The following is a 16,493-nucleotide window of genomic DNA, read 5'->3' as shown; positions in this document are numbered from 1 at the left end:
CCGTCAGGAACAGCCCGGTGCCAGCGTTGACGATGGCGCCGGACTGCCGCGCGCCGGCAGAAAGGCCTGTTTGCGGTCCTGAACGGGCGTGACGCCGTAGAACTTGCGGTAATGCAGCGTGAGGGTCGAGGAACTGGCATAGCCGACCGCATGGGCGATGTCCGAGACGGAATCCCAAGAATAGAGCACCATTTGCCGGGCCGCCTTCAGGCGCTGGCGGCGGTAGTATTCGCCGGGGCTGAGGCCGGTGGCGGTACGGAAGCTGCGCTCCAGCTGGCGGGGCGAGATGCCGGCCATGCGGGCCACGTCGCGGATGCAGACCGGGGTCTCGAAGTTCTCCGAGAAGATTGCCATGGCTTCCTTCACCGCGGGCGGCATCTGGTCGACGGTGCGGTCGCTTTGCAGTACCGGGATTTTCTGCCGCGCACTGCCATTGCGGATGACGGGGTGCTGGAACAGGCAGGCAACCTCGTTCATGGCATCGGCACCAAGCGCTTTGCCGATCAGCTCCAGCGACAGGTCGAACATGGCGGTGGCTCCGGAGACCGTGTGGACATTGCCGTCGCGCACGATCAGCCGGTCGACGGCGGTGCAATCGGGAAAGGCGGCCTCAAATGCGCTGCGGTAGCACCAATGCACTGCCGCGCGCCGCCCGGCCAGCACGCCGCTGCGGGCGAGCGGGAAGACCCCGCCGGACACCGCGCCCAGGGTCACGCCGTGGCGGGCAAGGTAGCGCAGCCGGCCGGGGCTGGAGATCGGGTCTTCAAATTCGGCTTCCGGACCTGACAGAAGGAACAGGCAGTCGAACCCTTCGGCCTCTGCCAGGCTGGCTTCCGCTGGAAAAAGGACCCCGGCAGAAGCCTTTGCGTCCGCGCCACTTTCCGTCACCAGGGACCAGGAGAACACCTGGTGCCCGGCGATTTCATTGGCGGCACGCAAGGGCTCCATTGCCGAGGTCAGGCAGGCCATGGGAAAGCCTGGAAACAGCAGAAAGCCTATGCGGGTATGGGGGGCGGGGCCGAAGTCGTTTGAATGGATGGTCATAGGTTTACTCCAGCCCCAGCGCTTCTTTCTTGGTCCTGGCCCAGGTGGTGACCAGGTGGTCGACCATCAGCCCCATGAAGGCGACGGCAAGACCCAGCACCAGACCTTTGCCCACATCGGTGGAGGACAGTGCGCGCTGCATTTCCTGTCCCAGGTCCTGGGTGCCGATGAAGGCGGCGATAATCACCATGAACAGCGAGAACATCACCGACTGGTTCACCCCGACCATGATGGTGGGCAGCGCCATTGGCAGGCGGACCTTCCACAACGTCTGTGCCCGGGTGGCGCCGGACATATCGGCGGCCTCGATCAGGGTTTCCGGCACCTGGCGCAGCCCTTCGATGGTGTAGCGCACCAGCGGCACGGCGGCGAAGAGGACCACGGCACCGATCACCGCCACGTCGTTCACGCCGAACAGCATGACCACCGGGATCAGGTAGATGAAGCTGGGGAAGGTTTGCAGCGTGTCGCAGATCAAAAGGGCGAGCGCAGCGCGTTTCTCGTGAAACGATCCCCAGATGCCCAGCGGGAAGCCGATGACGGCGGCAATCGAGACGGCGACCACGACAGTATAGACCGTGATCATCGCGCGGTCCCACCAGCCGGACATGGCGATAAGACCGAAGAAGGCGAGGCAGACAAGGGCGGAGCGCAAGCCGCCGATGGCCCAGCCAGCCGCGGCCAGCAGTGCCAGCACCGCGGCATAGGGCATCCACAGGAAGGCATCGCGGATCGGGATCAGCACCCAGGTGATCAGGAACCAGCGCAGCCATTGGGTGATTGGGTCGATCAGCACGATGAACCAGTCCGCAACCGCATCAATCGGCTTGGAAATGGTGAAGGCGTCGCGGCGGCCGATCTGGTCCATCAGCGGGATGAATTGGGCCAGCACCAGGCAGGCCAGCGACAGGCCAAGGCCCAGCAACAGGAACTTGTTGCGGACAGCAAAGGAGGTGCCTTTCTCAAAGTGCTCGGGCTGTTTGGTGGCCCAGGCCTTGGTGCAGCGGTCCAGCATGACCGCCAGCAGCACGATGGTGATGCCGATCTCGACCGAGCGGCCGATCTTGAGGGCCTGCAGCAGTTGCAGCAGCTTCTGGCCGAGGCCGGGCATGCCGATGAAGCTGGCAAGAACCACCATGGCGAGGCATTGCATGATCACCTGGTTGACGCCGACCAGGATCTCGGTGCGAGCGGTGGGGATACGCACGTGGCGCAGCAGCTGCCAACGGGTGGATCCGCACATGTGGCCGCTTTCGATCACCTCATGCGGGACCTTGCGCAGGCCCAGCAGCGACATGCGGATCATTGGCGGCACCGAGAAGATGATGGTGACGATGGCGCCTGCCTTGGGGCCGACGCCGATGAAGACAACCACCGGGATCATATAGGCAAAATGCGGCAGGCTTTGCGCGATGTTGAGGATCGGGTTCAGGATCCGCTCAAAGGTCTTCGAGCGCCAGGCGCAGATGCCCATGACCAGGCCGAACAGGATCGAAAACGGCGCGGCGACGACGATGACCGAAAGGGTCTCCATTGCCCATTTCCACTGTCCCATGACGGCAATCCAGACAAAGGTGCCGCCAGTGAGCAGCGACAGGCGCCAGCCTTGCAGTGCGTAGCCGATGACAAAGCCGATGCTGGCAATCACGGTCCAGGGGATCGGGCCGATGCGGGGCCAGCGGTTCTTGCCGTAGAGCAGATTGGCGGTCACATCGAGCAGCCATTCGACACCATCGGCAAAGGCGCGGGTCAGGTAGAGAAGGCCCAGGTCATCGCGCAGAAAGGCAAAGATGGCATTGATCCAGTCGGCAAAGGGCAGCACCAGCCATTCCGGCGGCCGCACCAGCCCTGCGGGCAGAAGGGAGTTGCCAATGGCCAGCAAGCAGGCTGCGGCAAAGATCGCCCAGCCGGTTTTGGCCCGTGTCCAACTGTGGGATTTTTCAGCAAGTGCCATGGTCTGGTCTGTCATGACGCCTCTCCCAGAAGCACGTCGAGCGCCTCCTGGCGGCTCATGGCTCCAATCAGGCTGCCGGCGGTGTTGGCCACGGGCAGGAAATCGCGGTTGTCATTAACCAGCAGCCGGGCCAGGTCCGAGATGGTCTGTTTCTCGCCGATCGGGGTGCCTGTCAGGCTGTGGCCGTTCACCTCGCGGGCCAGCACGCCGGCATGGACAACGCGGGATTTCTCGATTTCCTCGGTGAATTTGGCGACATATTCAGTGGCCGGGTTCAGCACGATCTGATCGGGGGTGTCGCATTGCTCGACCACGCCGTCCTTCATGATGGCGATGCGGTCGGCGAGGCGCAGGGCCTCGTCAAAATCGTGGGTGATGAATACAATGGTCTTGCCCAGCATCTCCTGCAGGCGCAGGAATTCGTCCTGCATCTCGCGGCGGATCAGCGGGTCGAGGGCGGAGAAAGGCTCGTCCAGGAACCAGATGTCGGGTTCAATCGCCAGGCTGCGGGCGATGCCGACGCGCTGCTGCTGGCCGCCGGACAGCTCACGCGGGAAATAGTCCTCGCGGCCCGAGAGCCCCACTAGTTCGATCACCTCAAGCGCGCGGGCGCGCCGTGCGTGGCGGTCCTGGCCGCGCATTTCCAAGGGGAATGCGACGTTGTCCAGCACGGTGCGGTGCGGCAGCAGGCCGAAGCTTTGGAACACCATGCCCATCTTGTTGCGGCGCAGGTCGATCAGCTCTTTTTCGGACATTTCGCCAATGTTCTGGCCTTCAACCTGAACTTCGCCGCCAGTGATGTCGATAAGCCGTGACAAGCAGCGCACAAAGGTCGACTTGCCGGAGCCCGACAGCCCCATGATCACCAGCATTTCCCCCTTGGCAATTTCCAGGGAAACGTCGCGCACCGCGGCGATATAGCCGGCCTGGCGGATTTCATCAAAGCCCGGATTGCCAGTCAGCGACTTCAGATACTGTTCTGGGTTGGCGCCAAACAGCTTCCAGACGTTTTTGCAGGAAATGACGGGGGTGGCGGCGGTCATGGGTCTACTTTCGTTAGTAAAAATCCGGGGCAGCAGGCCGCCCCGGTGAGTTGGAGAGGAGTGCGTGGTTCAGGAGCCGGTCCAGGGCTTCCAGAGATCCTCATTGGCCTCCAGCCATTCGGCGGCGGCGTCCTCGGGCTCCATCTCGTCAATGTCGACCAGCTTGGCCATCTCGGCGATCTGCGGGTTGGTGAAGCTGATTTCGGTCAGCGTTTGATAGGCGGCAGGCCACTTGTCCTTCATGCCGTCCCAGGCAGCTTTTTTCAGGTAGCCGTTGGCCGGGTTGCCGCAGTCATAGGTAGCATCCGGGTTCGGACCGACCGAGGGGTCCTTGTCGCAGCCTTCGACCCAGGCCGGGAACTCGACAAACTCGCCCGGCCAGACAGCTTCAGCAAAGTTCGGGGTCCAGTTGAAGATCACGACAGGCCGTTTGGTCTTTTCCGCCGCGGCCACTTCGGCCCACAGTGCCGAGGCTGAGCCCGCGTTCACCACGGTGAAGTTCATGTTCAGCGCCTCGACGCGTTCGGCATCATGCTTGAGCCAGTCCACCGGCCCGCCCAGGAAACGGCCCTTGTCGCCGGTTTCAGGCGTGGCAAAGACGGCGGCGCAGTCGTTCAGCGCTTCCCAGCTTGGCAGGCCGGGGCAGGCCTCTTTGGTCCAGGCCGGATACCACCAGTCTTCGCGGGTGACGGCATTGTGGTCGCCTGCGTCATGCAGGCCGCCTTTGGCCAGCGCCTCGTTGAAGGATTTGCCAAAGGCGCCTTCCCAGACTTCCAGCTCCAGCGTTACATCGCCCAGGCGCACGGATTCATAAACCGCCTGGCTGTCGGTCGAGACGTATTCGACATTGTTGCCCATCGACTCGAAGATCTGGCCGACAACGTGGCTCATCACGATCTGGCTGGACCAGTTGTGGACCGGGATTATGATGGGGTCCGAGGAGTCTTCCGCCATTGCCATCGGGGCTGTCATGGCGATGGCCGCTGCACTGGCCAAAAGGGTTTGCCGGTAATTCATGTGTGTCTCCCTGTTGTCGCAGCCCGGGTCCGGATGGCCTGAGCTTTTCGCGTGGTGAAAGCGCGTGCTTTCGGAGGAGGAGGCTAGGCAGCAGATGTGAACAGGTCAGCCCGGCGGGATGAACAGGCTGGTCAGTGATGTTAAAATTTGTTAACCGGTAGGAAAATTCCGCGAAGGGGCACAACGTTCATGGCGCATATTCTGATCATCGAGGACGAGCCGGTCACCCGCGCCACCCTCGCCAGTTATCTGGATGCGCAGGGCTATGATGTCTCGCAGGCAGAGACTGCTGAGGAAGCTGAGAAAATCCTGGAGGAGCAGGAGGTTGACCTGCTTCTGGTCGACATCAACCTGCCTGGAAAGGATGGCTTGCAGATCACCCGCGAGCAACGCGCCAAATCGGAGATCGGGATCATCCTGGTGACTGGTCGGGATGACGAGATTGACCGGATCGTTGGACTGGAGCTGGGGGCGGATGATTACGTCTGCAAGCCGTTCAACCGGCGTGAATTGCTCGCGCGGCTGAAGAATCTCTTGCGGCGGACCCAGGACATCCGGCGGTTGTCGCGCCGGATTTACAAGTTCGGAAAGTTTCAGTTCGATGTGGCCGCGCGGCACCTTCAGACTGCGGAAGGCGACAGTATTTCGCTGACCCGCGCCGAGTTCGAAGTGCTTGACATGCTGGTCAGCCGGGCAGGCGAGGTGGCCTCGCGCGATGCGCTGATGAGCCGTGTCACCCACCGGCAGTACGGCGCCAATCCCCGCACCGTCGATGTTCTGATCCGGCGCTTGCGCGGCAAGCTGGAGGAAGACCCGGCCAACCCGCGGGTGATCACCACCGTGCATGGCGAAGGCTATGTGTTCACGGCGCCTTTGAATTGACGGTCCCGCAGTCGCGAAGCACGGCAGCGAGTGCTTCCAGGATTTGCGGCGCCAGCCGGTGTAAAGCCTCCAGATCTTCAGCAGCACCCGCCCGGTCGCCGTCTCCGGCCCGAGCTTCCAGGTTTGCCAGCAGCGACGCCAGGTCTTGCTGGCCAAAAGTCGCGGCCGCACCTTTGGCCCGGTGGGCTTCCTTGGCCAGCAGCACGAAGTCCTCTGCCTCAAGAGCCGCGTCCATACGCGCGAGGCTCTGCGGCAGCTCCCCTTTGAACATCCGTGCGATGTCCAGCGCCTGAGACGCTCCGAGATCCCGGATATTCTCCTGCATCTGCTGCATGAGGATTGAGCACCGGTCCGGCGGTGCAGCTCCGGCTTGCCGCGCAGACAGGTAAACCGCGCCCTCGCACCCCTTCAGGACGCTGTCCAGCGCTTTGGCTAGGCGTTCGGGTGACACAGGCTTGGCGACAAAGCCTGTCATCCCGGCATGAAGATGGGTTTCGATCTGCTCTTCCTGCACATGTGCGGAGATGCCGATGACCGGCAGGCTGGCAAGTTTCGGATCGGGAAGGGCGCGCAGGCGGCGGGTGGCCTCGGTTCCGCTGATGCCGGGCAGGTTCACATCCATCAGAACCAGATCGAACCCGGAGCCCGGCAGCAGTTCCAGCGCCTCTTCGGCGCTCGTGACGCACTGGCAGGAATGGCCCATACGCTCAAGGTAACCCTGGGCAACCATCTGGTTGATCTCGTTGTCCTCCACGACCAGGACGGACAACGGCGTCTCCGCCTTCTGCACCGGGGCTGGGGTTTCGTCCGGAACCAGCCCTGCGGGATCACCCTTTTCAAGCTCCAGGGCCAGGGTGAAAACCGATCCGACGCCCTGGGCACTCTCGAGCGAAAGCCGGGCGCCGATGGCCTCGGCGAAATGCTTGCTGATCGCAAGCCCCAGCCCGGTGCCGCCGAACCTGCGGGCCGTGTCGCTGTCCTCTTGCTCGAAGGCTTCGAAGATGCGGGATTTGGCCTCGTCTGAGATGCCCATGCCGGTGTCGCTGACTTCAAAGGCAACCTGGTGGCGGCCCTGGCTTTCACCGTTGGTGCGGACCCGCAGGATGACCTCGCCCTCCTCGGTGAACTTCAACGAATTGGAAAGCAGGTTGAAGAGGATCTGACGGAGCTTGGCTGCATCGCCGCTCACCGCATCGGGCAGGTCTGCGGGCGCATCGAGCCAGAGATGCACGCCTTTGGCATCGGCGCCCGGGCGCAGCAGCACGACGATATCGCGCACCAGCCCGTGCAGCGAAAAGGCGGTGTCCTCGGCCTGCAACGCGCCGCTTTCGATTTTCGAGTAGTCCAGAATGTCGTTGAGGATCTTCAAGAGGTTCTGACCCGAGACCAGCGCCGCCCGCAACCGTTCCATCTGCCGGGGCGGCAGCCCGTCATCAGACAGGCTGCGCAGCATCCCCAGTACTCCGTTCATCGGGGTGCGGATTTCATGGCTCATCATCGCCAGGAACTCGGATTTGGCTTGATCGGCTGCCTCGGCCTTTTGCCGGGCCTCGTCGTGGGCTTCGACTTCTTCGCGCAGCCGCTCGGTCTGGTCGTCGACCAGGGCCTGCAGGTTGTTGCGGTGCTCGCGAAGCTCTTGCTCGTTGCGGTCGCGGACGTGTTCCAGCTCCAGCTTTTCGATGGCTTGCTTTCGGAACACCTCGACAGCCTCTTCCATGCGGGCGATTTCGTCGCTGCCGCGGGGGTGCAGCGGGTGATCCAGCCGGCCGCGCATCAAGGCGGCCATGGTGCCGGATAGCTGATTGAGGCGCCGGGTGATGCTGCCGCGCACATAGAACCACAGTACGGCCAGCGACAGGGCAAGCCCGGCGAGTGCTGCAAAGCCATTGCGCAGCTGTGCCCGCTGGATGTCGAGGGCAGCAGCGTTGCCTGACCGGATCGCCCGTGCCTGCGCCTGATCGGCCACAGCGGCGGCCTCGTCCCCCAGCCGCAGCGCGGTGTTCTGCAGTTCCTGCTGCAGCGCCGTGATACGGGTTTCGGTGGCCAGGATCCGGTCGCGCAGCACAAACAGCCCCGCGTCATCGCCCAAAACGGTCCGCAGCTGTGCGGTGTAGCCTTCGGCCTGCTGGCGGCGGCCGGGGTCGCGGATCGCCTTGATCCGGCGCGAGACGACGAGCAGGCGGCTGGTCAGCGAGGCTTCGATTTCCCCCAGCTCAATATCACTGCCGGCATCTTCGATCCGGTTGATCAGCAAGCCGATCTCGGCGGTCTGCGAGCGCAGCTCGAACATCAGGCCCAACTGGAACAGGTCCACCTCGATCAGTTTGTCCAGCGTGTCGGTGCGGGCCTGTTCTTCGATGGGGGAGGCGCCGGGGCCATAAAGGCTTGAGATGACCGCGGTGGTGCCCATCTCTGCGTTGGCCACCAAGGTGTCGGCCATGCTGAGAAGATTGTTTGCAGCCGAGAGGTTGCGTCCGGTCAGCCGCTTGAATTCGCTGCGCAGGGAGATGCGGGTCTCGACCAGTTCATTGAGCAGCGACAATGCCCGGGAGGCCTCGGTCACCGTATCCCGCAGCCGGTCAGAGCTGCCGCCGGTCTGTTCCAGGGCTTCCAGCCGCAGCGTCAGCGCTGCGACCTGATCCGCCAGGAATTGCGCGCGGTTCTGGCGCTCGGACTGGGTGGTTACCGCCGCCAGCTCTGGCGCGATAGCGATAATGCGGGTGCTTTCCTCAGCCATGCCGCGGACTTCGGCAATGGCAGGGATGGTCTGACTGATCACCTCGGCCTGGCGGCGTGCAAGCACCCGCAATTCGACCAGGCCCAGGATGCCGGCAAGGGTCGGCAGCCCCGCAATGACAATGAATGCGAGGCTCAGTTTTCCTCCAAGTCCGAGCTTTCCTAACATCCCCGGACTTTCGCGCGCATCGGCGCGCTGTGCAATTTTGAATTTCCCTTTTCCCTCCCGCTGCCTATCCTCTGCGCCGGGAAGGGGCACAAATGCGCGCGATCTGGCTGCTGATTTTCACGGTTCTTTGCTCTGCTGCGGCTGCGGAAAGCTGGCGGCTGCAGGTGCCAAGGACGCCGTTCGACTATGACAGCGGCTACGGTGCGGCGGATTACCAGCCGCTGGACAGGGCCGCCCGGGCCTGGAAGCTGTGCATTGCCTACCCGCATCTGAAGGACGCTTACTGGCTGAGCGTCAATTACGGGATGGTGGCTGAGGCCGCGCGTCTGGGCGTGTCTTTCAAGCTGGTCGAGGCCGGCGGCTACCCGAATTTGCAGCGCCAGATCCGCCAGGCCGAGGATTGCGTGGAGGCAGGCGCCGACGCGCTGATCCTAGGCACGGTCTCTTTTGCCGGGCTGACCCCGGCTGTCGAACGGATTGCCGCCTCGGTGCCGGTCATTGCCGCAGTGAATGACATCGCTGATGCCGGGATCTCCGCCAAGGTCGGGGTGTCCTGGACCGAAATGGGCGCGGTGGCGGGGCGGATCATTGCAAAACGCCACCCCAAGGGGTCGCCGCCGGTCAAGGTTGCCTGGTTTCCGGGGCCGGAGAAAGCGGGCTGGGTCACGTTTGTGGAGCAGGGGTTTCACGCAGCGCTGGCAGACAGCGCGGCCTCTGTTGCGGTGACCAAGTACGGCGATACCGGCCGGGAAATCCAGGTGCGGCTGGTCGAGGATGCGCTGGATGAGGTGCCGGATCTGGACTATATCGCGGGCTCTGCGCCTGCGGCAGAGGCCGCCGTTTCGGTGCTGCGCGCCCGTGGTCTTCATGGCAAGGTGCAGGTCGTCTCGGATTATATGACTCATGCGGTTTACCGCGGGGTGCTGCGGGGCCGCGTCATTGCAGCACCAACGGATTCGCCTGTGCTGCAGGGACGGCTGGCGGTTGAAATGGCGGTGCGCGCGATCGAAGGCAGCCTGCGCGTCCGGCACGCCGGGCCGGAAATCCGGGTGTTTGACCAGAACGCACTGCAATCGGACGTGCTGGAGCAATCACTGGCGCCGGCCAGTTTTGTTCCCGTCTTCGATTTCCAGCCGCAGCGTTGAGGCGGTATTTGAACAAGCCGGGGAAGTGTTCCCAGCGCCGTCCCGGACACGTTTCGAAGCAAGGGACAGCAAGCTGGCGAGAAATGCTGTGGAAACCGGCTTTTTGGGGTTGCGACTCTGCGGTGCTATGATTAAACCCCGCCGCAGTGGACCGATAGCTCAGCTGGATAGAGTACTTGACTACGAATCAAGGGGTCGGGGGTTCGAATCCTCCTCGGTCCGCCACTTTTCCCTTGTCGAATGCCAAGCAAAACTGACCTTCTTGTCAGGTTTTTGACCCAATCCCTGCAATCAAACGTTCATGCGGTAGCCCGCGAAGGTGCCAGAAGAGCCCACAGCCGCCGCTGCCCTGATTAGCCCACGTTGCTGATGCAGCATGTCGCTCGCAGCCCAATGCGGAAATGCGAATGAGGCGCGAGTACTGGATGCTGTAGGCGCGCGACTTGCCAACCATTTCTTCGAGAGCGGACGTTCATCCAGGTACGAACACATATTACTGATGTAACAAGCTGGACAAGGGGCAGAGATGCGCAAGAAAACCTGCCGGAGTAAAAGGCTTCCGTTTGAGAGTAGAAGGTGCGTTTCAAGAGGTGCTCTGAAATCCCGCGTTTCTGCTTGGCTACTATGAGGCCGATTGTAAGAAGCTGAAACTGAAGGAAAAATTCTGAAGCGGGATCTTGAGGCGAAGCTTGACACTTCAGGGTTGAATTTCCTATTCAGGTTAAATTTAGCGTTTGGATGCTGATAGGCGAAAGTTCGAACTTCTTACGAGCAACAGGATTTTTTATGACTACCTATACAATTATTCCGGAATCTTATTTTCAGATGCTGGATGAGGATTCTTTCGGCAGTCAGCGGCAAGTCCAGACTGCAACGCTCGAAGATGGCCGTCAGGTCGCCGTCTGGGCCGAATTAGACAGCAGAACTGACAGGTATGACATCATGGCCTGCTACCTCGGCGAAAACGGAGAGGCAGAAGGTCAGGCTTTTCTAGTCAACAGCACGACAAAATCGGACCAAATCAAGCCGCATGTTCTGGCATTAAAAGGCGGTGGGTTCACTGTGACTTGGCAATCCTACGGGCAAGACAGTTTTATTGTGCCTGAGCCGTTCAAGACAAGCAGTGGATTTTACACTCAATATGGAATCTACCAGCAAGTCTTTGATGAACACGGCCTTCCGGCAGGTGCAGAAACACTGGTCAACGCACTGGTGGATGGCAAGCAGGCCGATGCGGTCATGGTCCCGTTGCAGGACGGGGGGTACGTAACAATCTGGCAGCACTGGAATTTTCTGTCCGCTGAGGGGCGGGGGGAAATGACTTTCTTTCAGCGGTTTGATGCAGATGGAAACCCCGTCGGTGGCAACATTGAATTGCCTGCAATTGCAGAAATACCCGGATACGGTGAACGATCGCCGTTTATCACGCCCTCAGCGGTCCAGTTGCCCGATGGATCCCTAGCTGTCTCGTGGCATGCATCTCCTTATGGCCTTCATTATCTGACAACGATGACATTGGATGGCGACCTTGTCAGTCAAACGAGAATTGGAGAAATTAAGTACTCTTCGGAGCTGCAGCTTCTCGAGGACGGCAATCTGCTTGTACTTTGGGGGCAAGAGGGTGCCTTTTCTAGCCATGTAAATATCCATGCAGCTGTTTACGGCCCGGATGGAACTGAAATTACCGCGCCATTCCAGCTAAACACAGAGGCGCAGTCGAACAAGATTCCGCTGCAATTGCTGGGCCTAGGCGATGGGCGGACTCTGGCGATTTGGTGGGATCAAACCGAAGGCGCGGTCAAAGGCCGTGTGATCACCGCAAGTGGTAGCGTATCCAAGGAACTTTTCCTGACCCCAGAGGCCACCAGTGAGGCTGAAGTCCGCGCAGTTTTGCTGCCGGACGGCCGTGTTCAGATAATGTGGGAAAGCAAACTTTTCGAAGATTTGGCACTTGGATCAGAGATTTATTCCCGGACCCTGTCCCTTGAAGCACTGGATGATATAGCACGCTTGGGGAGCGGTTCCGGAGAGCATTTGCTCTCAGAAATTGGCGATACCGTTGATGCACAGGCGGGAGACGATCTGCTGCAGGGGCTGGCCGGAGATGATTTGATCTGGGGCGGCGAGGGGCGGGATACGCTCTATGGGGGAGCTGGAGGCGATCAGCTTATGGGCGGGACCAACGCTGACACTGTGTCGGGCGGCGAGGGGGCTGATTTCATTTACGGTGATGCAGGCAATGATGTGCTGCTTGGCGGTGCGCACGATGATCAACTGTTTGGAGGCCGCGGCAGTGATAGCCTCCAGGGAGGAGGTGGCGCGGACGTGTTGTTTGGAGGGCTGGGAAGCGACACACTGCAAGGCGGGCGAGGGAACGATCTGATCGTATCCTCGCCAACAAGTGCCAACTCCCACCGGATTGGCACAAATTTAGTGTTCGGTGGAGGCGGAAATGACACCATTAAAGTCCAGGGGACAGACAACACGGTCTACGGCGGAAACGGCAAGGATGTGATTGTATCGGGTGCCTTCGGCCATATCTCCTCTCAAGGAGAACTGCACGGTGGGGCTGGAAACGACTACATCACTGCCAGGGCTGAGGTCGCCTTTGGTGGAGCTGGTGATGATCTGATCGACACAGGGAGCTGGCAGGCGGGCGTGCACGGCGGCAAGGGGCAAGACACTCTAATCGCAGAGGGCGTGATAGACCTGAAGCGTGGCGAAGTGGGCCACTACAAGTTTCAGCAGATAGAGTACACCGGGGAGATCAGTGGAATTGAGGTGTTCAGCTTCACGACTTCAGATGGAAGTCCGCCGAGCAGCCGGTTCTATGGAGACAGTAAGGCAAATACAGTTTTTTTCTCAAGCGGTTATCTAAGAGCCTATGGTGGCGGTGGAGACGACTATATTGCCTGCTTAGAAAAGCGGTTTGACAGCCGTTACACAGCCAGCCTTTCGGGTGCAACTGTTGATGGCGGTGCTGGTGACGACACCTTGCTCGGTGGCGGCGCCCGCGATCGGATCACTGGAGGTCGTGGCGACGATTTCATTCATGGGGGCTTTTCCCGCGACAGCCTAGCGGGCGGGTTCGGTGATGACACGATTGAGGGTGGCTCTGGCGCAGACACTCTTGACGGCGGTAGGGGAAGTAACTTCCTACGCGGTGGGACTGGAGCAGATGTCTTTGTATTCAAGAGAATTTCCGAGTCCAACCAGATTGAGGATTATGAGGTTGGGCTGGACAAGATTGATATTCGCGCTTTGTCAGGCCGCCACTCGTCACTGGTTTTCGAACTTTCTGGAGAAACCATAGAAGTCGACGGTGAAGGAAAAGGTGGCACCTTGATCATAAGAATCCGGGATGGAGAGGAGGGTTCCGAGTTGTTTTTGAACAAAGACAGTAACGGTGACGAACAGGTTGCAATGCTCATTGGCGTCAGTGCCGGGGACTTCGGAGTAACGGATTTCTTGTTTTGAATGGCCACCGAGGGCAGGCAGAACAATCAAAAGAGGGATACCGGGGCAGGGTGCAGCCTGCTGATGGGCTTTCGCTGGTAGCTGGCAATACAGTTGTTAGGATTTCAATCGCCGGTAAGAGCTTGGTGCAGCGCCTGTCCATCGCCGAAAGGCGCGGTGGAAATTTGCCGCGGATGAAAACCCTAGGTCCTGTGAAATCTCCTCGATGGTCTTTTGCCCGGCTTGCAAATCCTGAATGGCTATATCGCGGCGCAGGCCGTCCTTGATTGCCTGAAAGGAGGTGTCTTCGGCCTCCAGCCGCCGTATCAGCGTCCGGGGGGTGAGCTTCAATGCCCGGGCGGCGCCGGCCAAATGGCACTCCTCCCAGCGGGTCCGGTAAAGAAACTCGCGGATTCTCAGCGACTGGGCGTGTTCGTGGAAGCTGGTAAAGATCCAGTCGCGGGGCGCCCGGCTGAGGAAGACTTTCATCTCTGCGCGTCCGCGGGCGCCGGGCGGCCCCAGGTTCGCCAGGTCAAAAGTTATTGCCGAACAGGGAGCCTGAAAGCCGGGCTGGGCAGGGAAGATGACCGAGTAGTCCTGAGCAAACCCTGGACGCGCAAAGGCAAATTGCACGGCGCGGACCGGCACCTCGTACCCTGCCAGCCATGACAGCAGCCCATGTGCCAGCTTCAGGATCAGCATGTGCCCGAACCGCTGCGGCGGCATCTCCGTACAGGGCAGCAGCTGCAGGACAATGCCCCCGCTCCGGCGGCTGAGATCAAATTGGTAGTCGTCGAGCAGGAGATTCCAGAAAGTGGCAAACCTGTGCAGGGCGGAGGGCAGGGAACTGGCTTCGCGCACCGTGGTCAGCAGATGCTGCAAGGCTCTGGCCCGTACCGGGCGGCTCCACAGGCCCATCATCTCGTCTCCGGTTTCGACGGCGGCGATCTGATACAAGCGCACGATCTGATCCAGAGTGACCCTGTGCGCGGGCTGGCCTTGGCTGATGACAATCCCCGAGCGCTGCAGAAAGGAAGACATTTGCATGCTGGTGCAGCAGGTCCGCAAGGCCAGCAGCCAATCCCCGGCGAATTGCGGGGAGACCGTGGCAAATCTCGAGGCGCCGGAAACTGACATCTTGTGGCTGCCCTGCTCAGATTGTCACTTTTGGAAAGGATCTTGTCCTTTATGGACGTGGAGCTGCGGCACCGCAACGTGTATCTGGCGAGAAGAAACAATTCTTTTGGAGCAGCAGACATGACTTACCAGGCGCCGGTCCGCGACATCATGTTCAATCTCGCGCATCTCTCCGCTTGGCCAGAAGTTACCTCTCTGCCTGCCTACAGCGAAGTTGATTTGCCCGATGTACAGGCCGCACTGGAGACGTTTGGCCGGTTTTGTTCGGAAGCCATCGCACCTTTGTCCGCCTTGGGCGACCAGACCGGGGCGCGATTTGACGGCACCGGCGTTGTGCTGCCCACGGCCTACAGCGACGCTTACGACCAGTTTCGCGAGATGGGCTGGCAAAGCCTGCAGCATCCGGGGGAGTTCGGCGGCATGGGCCTGCCGCGCGCGGCTGGAGCGGCCGCAACAGAGATCCTGAATGCCGCAGACACCAGTTTCGGCCTTTGCCCCTTGCTGACAGATGGTGCGGTCGAGGCGCTGCTTCTCTGCGGATCGGAGGAGCAGAAGAACCGGTATCTGGAGCAGCTGGTTTCCGGGCAATGGTCCGGCACCATGAACCTGACGGAACCGCAGGCGGGCAGCGATCTGGGGCGGGTGCGCTGCAAGGCTGAGCCGGCAGAGGACGGGACCTATGCGGTCAGCGGCACCAAGATCTTCATTACCTACGGCGAACATGACCTGAGCGAAAACATCATCCACCTGGTGCTGGCGCGCACGCCGGGCGCTCCGGCGGGGCCCAAAGGGCTGAGCCTGTTCATCGTGCCCAAATTCCTGGTTGGCGAGGACGGATCGCTTGGCGCACGCAATGCCGTCAATTGCGTCAGCATCGAGCACAAGCTGGGTGTCCGGGCAAGCCCGACGGCAGCGCTGGAATATGACGGTGCAACCGGTTTCCTGGTGGGGGAGGAAAACCGCGGGCTTGAGTATATGTTCGTCATGATGCAGGCCGCCCGGTTTTCGGTTGGGGTTCAGGGTGTTGCTGTTGCCGAACGTGCTTGCCAGCACGCTGTGGCCTATGCCCGGGGACGGGTGCAGAGCCGCCCGGTGGACGGCAGCTCCAAGGAGGCGCTGGCGATCATTGAGCATCCGGACGTCCGGCGCATGCTGGTGCGGATGCGGGCGCTGACCGAGGGCGGGCGGGCTTTGGCCATGGCAACTGCTGGCTGGCTTGACCTAGCGCATCACAGCGGCGGAGAGCGGGATTTTGCGGCGATGGCGGGTTTCCTGGTGCCGCTGGTCAAAGGGTTCTGCACCGAACGTGCGGTGGAGGTGGCCTCGCTTGGTGTGCAGGTCCACGGCGGCATGGGCTTTATCGAAGAAACCGGCGTGGCGCAGTTCTATCGCGATGCGCGGATACTGCCGATCTACGAGGGTACTACTGCGATCCAGGCCAATGATCTGCTAGGCCGTCAGATACTGCGGGACGGTGGTGCAACTGCCCGCCGCTTTGCTGGGCTGATCGCCGGGACCGAAGCGGACCTGCGGGAAGGCAGTGCCAAGGCGCAGCGCATTGCTGACTGTCTGGCCGAGGCGCGGGGCTGTTTCGAGGCGAGCCTCTCCTGGCTTTTGGAGACCGCGCCTGGCGAGCCCAATGCGGCCTATGCCGGCAGCGTTCCCTTTTTGATGCTGACGGGCACCCTGGCGGCCGGCTGGCAACTGGGCCGCGCTGTTCTCGCTGCCGAAGCCCAGCTGGCACAGGGGGAGGACGCAGACTTTATGACCCGCAAAATCGCGACCGCGCTGTTTTATGCGCAGCACATCCTGGCCGAATGCGCCACCGAGAAATCCCGGATCGTGAACGGCAGCGCCAGCGTGCTGGACGCTGAGTTTCATATCTGATCACCTCCTGACCCAGGCGCACC

At 61.2% G+C, this 16,493-nt stretch carries 10 protein-coding genes and 1 tRNA gene; 5 read left to right on the top strand and 6 right to left on the bottom strand.

The genetic code is table 11. The annotated features are described in order from the left end of the window. Positions 1 to 3 precede the first annotated feature (3 nt). The 4 genes from ACXAEH_RS11780 to ACXAEH_RS11765 form a co-directional block, all read right to left on the bottom strand. Positions 4 to 1,044: a GlxA family transcriptional regulator gene (locus ACXAEH_RS11780; protein WP_475032986.1), complete on the bottom strand. Its 1,041-nt coding sequence runs from the start codon at positions 1,042 to 1,044 to the stop codon at positions 4 to 6. 4 nt (positions 1,045 to 1,048) lie between these two features. Beyond that, positions 1,049 to 3,013, bottom strand: a complete 1,965-nt coding sequence (locus tag ACXAEH_RS11775; protein ID WP_475032985.1) for an ABC transporter permease — start codon at positions 3,011 to 3,013, stop codon at positions 1,049 to 1,051. After that, positions 3,010 to 4,041 (bottom strand): quaternary amine ABC transporter ATP-binding protein, encoded by a 1,032-nt coding sequence (locus ACXAEH_RS11770; RefSeq protein ID WP_475032983.1) that lies wholly within the window; start codon positions 4,039 to 4,041, stop codon positions 3,010 to 3,012. Before ACXAEH_RS11770 ends, ACXAEH_RS11775 begins: the two co-directional genes overlap by 4 nt. 69 nt (positions 4,042 to 4,110) lie before the next feature. Then, positions 4,111 to 5,058: an ABC transporter substrate-binding protein gene (locus ACXAEH_RS11765; protein ID WP_475032981.1), complete on the bottom strand. Its 948-nt coding sequence runs from the start codon at positions 5,056 to 5,058 to the stop codon at positions 4,111 to 4,113. A gap of 189 nt (positions 5,059 to 5,247) precedes the next feature. On the opposite strand from ACXAEH_RS11765, the gene ACXAEH_RS11760 reads away from it, so the two are divergent. Then, positions 5,248 to 5,940, top strand: a complete 693-nt coding sequence (locus tag ACXAEH_RS11760) for a response regulator (RefSeq protein ID WP_475032980.1) — start codon at positions 5,248 to 5,250, stop codon at positions 5,938 to 5,940. Here the strand turns inward: ACXAEH_RS11760 and torS are convergent. After that, on the bottom strand, positions 5,921 to 8,845 hold the full coding sequence (gene torS, locus ACXAEH_RS11755) for a TMAO reductase system sensor histidine kinase/response regulator TorS (protein WP_475032978.1): 2,925 nt from the start codon (positions 8,843 to 8,845) through the stop codon (positions 5,921 to 5,923). The genes ACXAEH_RS11760 and torS overlap by 20 nt on opposite strands. A gap of 92 nt (positions 8,846 to 8,937) precedes the next feature. On the opposite strand from torS, the gene torT reads away from it, so the two are divergent. From torT to ACXAEH_RS11740, 3 genes are all read left to right on the top strand, one after another. After that, on the top strand, positions 8,938 to 9,990 hold the full coding sequence (torT, locus tag ACXAEH_RS11750) for a TMAO reductase system periplasmic protein TorT (protein WP_475032977.1): 1,053 nt from the start codon (positions 8,938 to 8,940) through the stop codon (positions 9,988 to 9,990). Between the two features lie 148 nt (positions 9,991 to 10,138). Next, a tRNA-Arg gene (locus ACXAEH_RS11745) sits at positions 10,139 to 10,215 on the top strand. A gap of 561 nt (positions 10,216 to 10,776) precedes the next feature. Next, positions 10,777 to 13,467, top strand: coding sequence for a calcium-binding protein (locus ACXAEH_RS11740; protein ID WP_475032976.1), 2,691 nt, complete (start codon positions 10,777 to 10,779; stop codon positions 13,465 to 13,467). Between the two features lie 96 nt (positions 13,468 to 13,563). Here the strand turns inward: ACXAEH_RS11740 and ACXAEH_RS11735 are convergent, their stop codons facing one another. Continuing rightward, positions 13,564 to 14,583, bottom strand: a complete 1,020-nt coding sequence (locus tag ACXAEH_RS11735; protein ID WP_475032974.1) for an AraC family transcriptional regulator — start codon at positions 14,581 to 14,583, stop codon at positions 13,564 to 13,566. A 120-nt stretch (positions 14,584 to 14,703) separates the two neighbouring features. On the opposite strand from ACXAEH_RS11735, the gene ACXAEH_RS11730 reads away from it, so the two are divergent. Beyond that, positions 14,704 to 16,470: an acyl-CoA dehydrogenase gene (locus ACXAEH_RS11730; protein ID WP_475032972.1), complete on the top strand. Its 1,767-nt coding sequence runs from the start codon at positions 14,704 to 14,706 to the stop codon at positions 16,468 to 16,470. The last annotated feature ends 23 nt before the right edge of the window (positions 16,471 to 16,493 follow it).

Source organism: Leisingera sp. ABM4_060, from assembly GCF_056158765.1.
The sequence above is the reverse complement of the archived record's forward strand: the minus strand, read 5'-3'. Positions and strand labels throughout refer to the sequence as shown.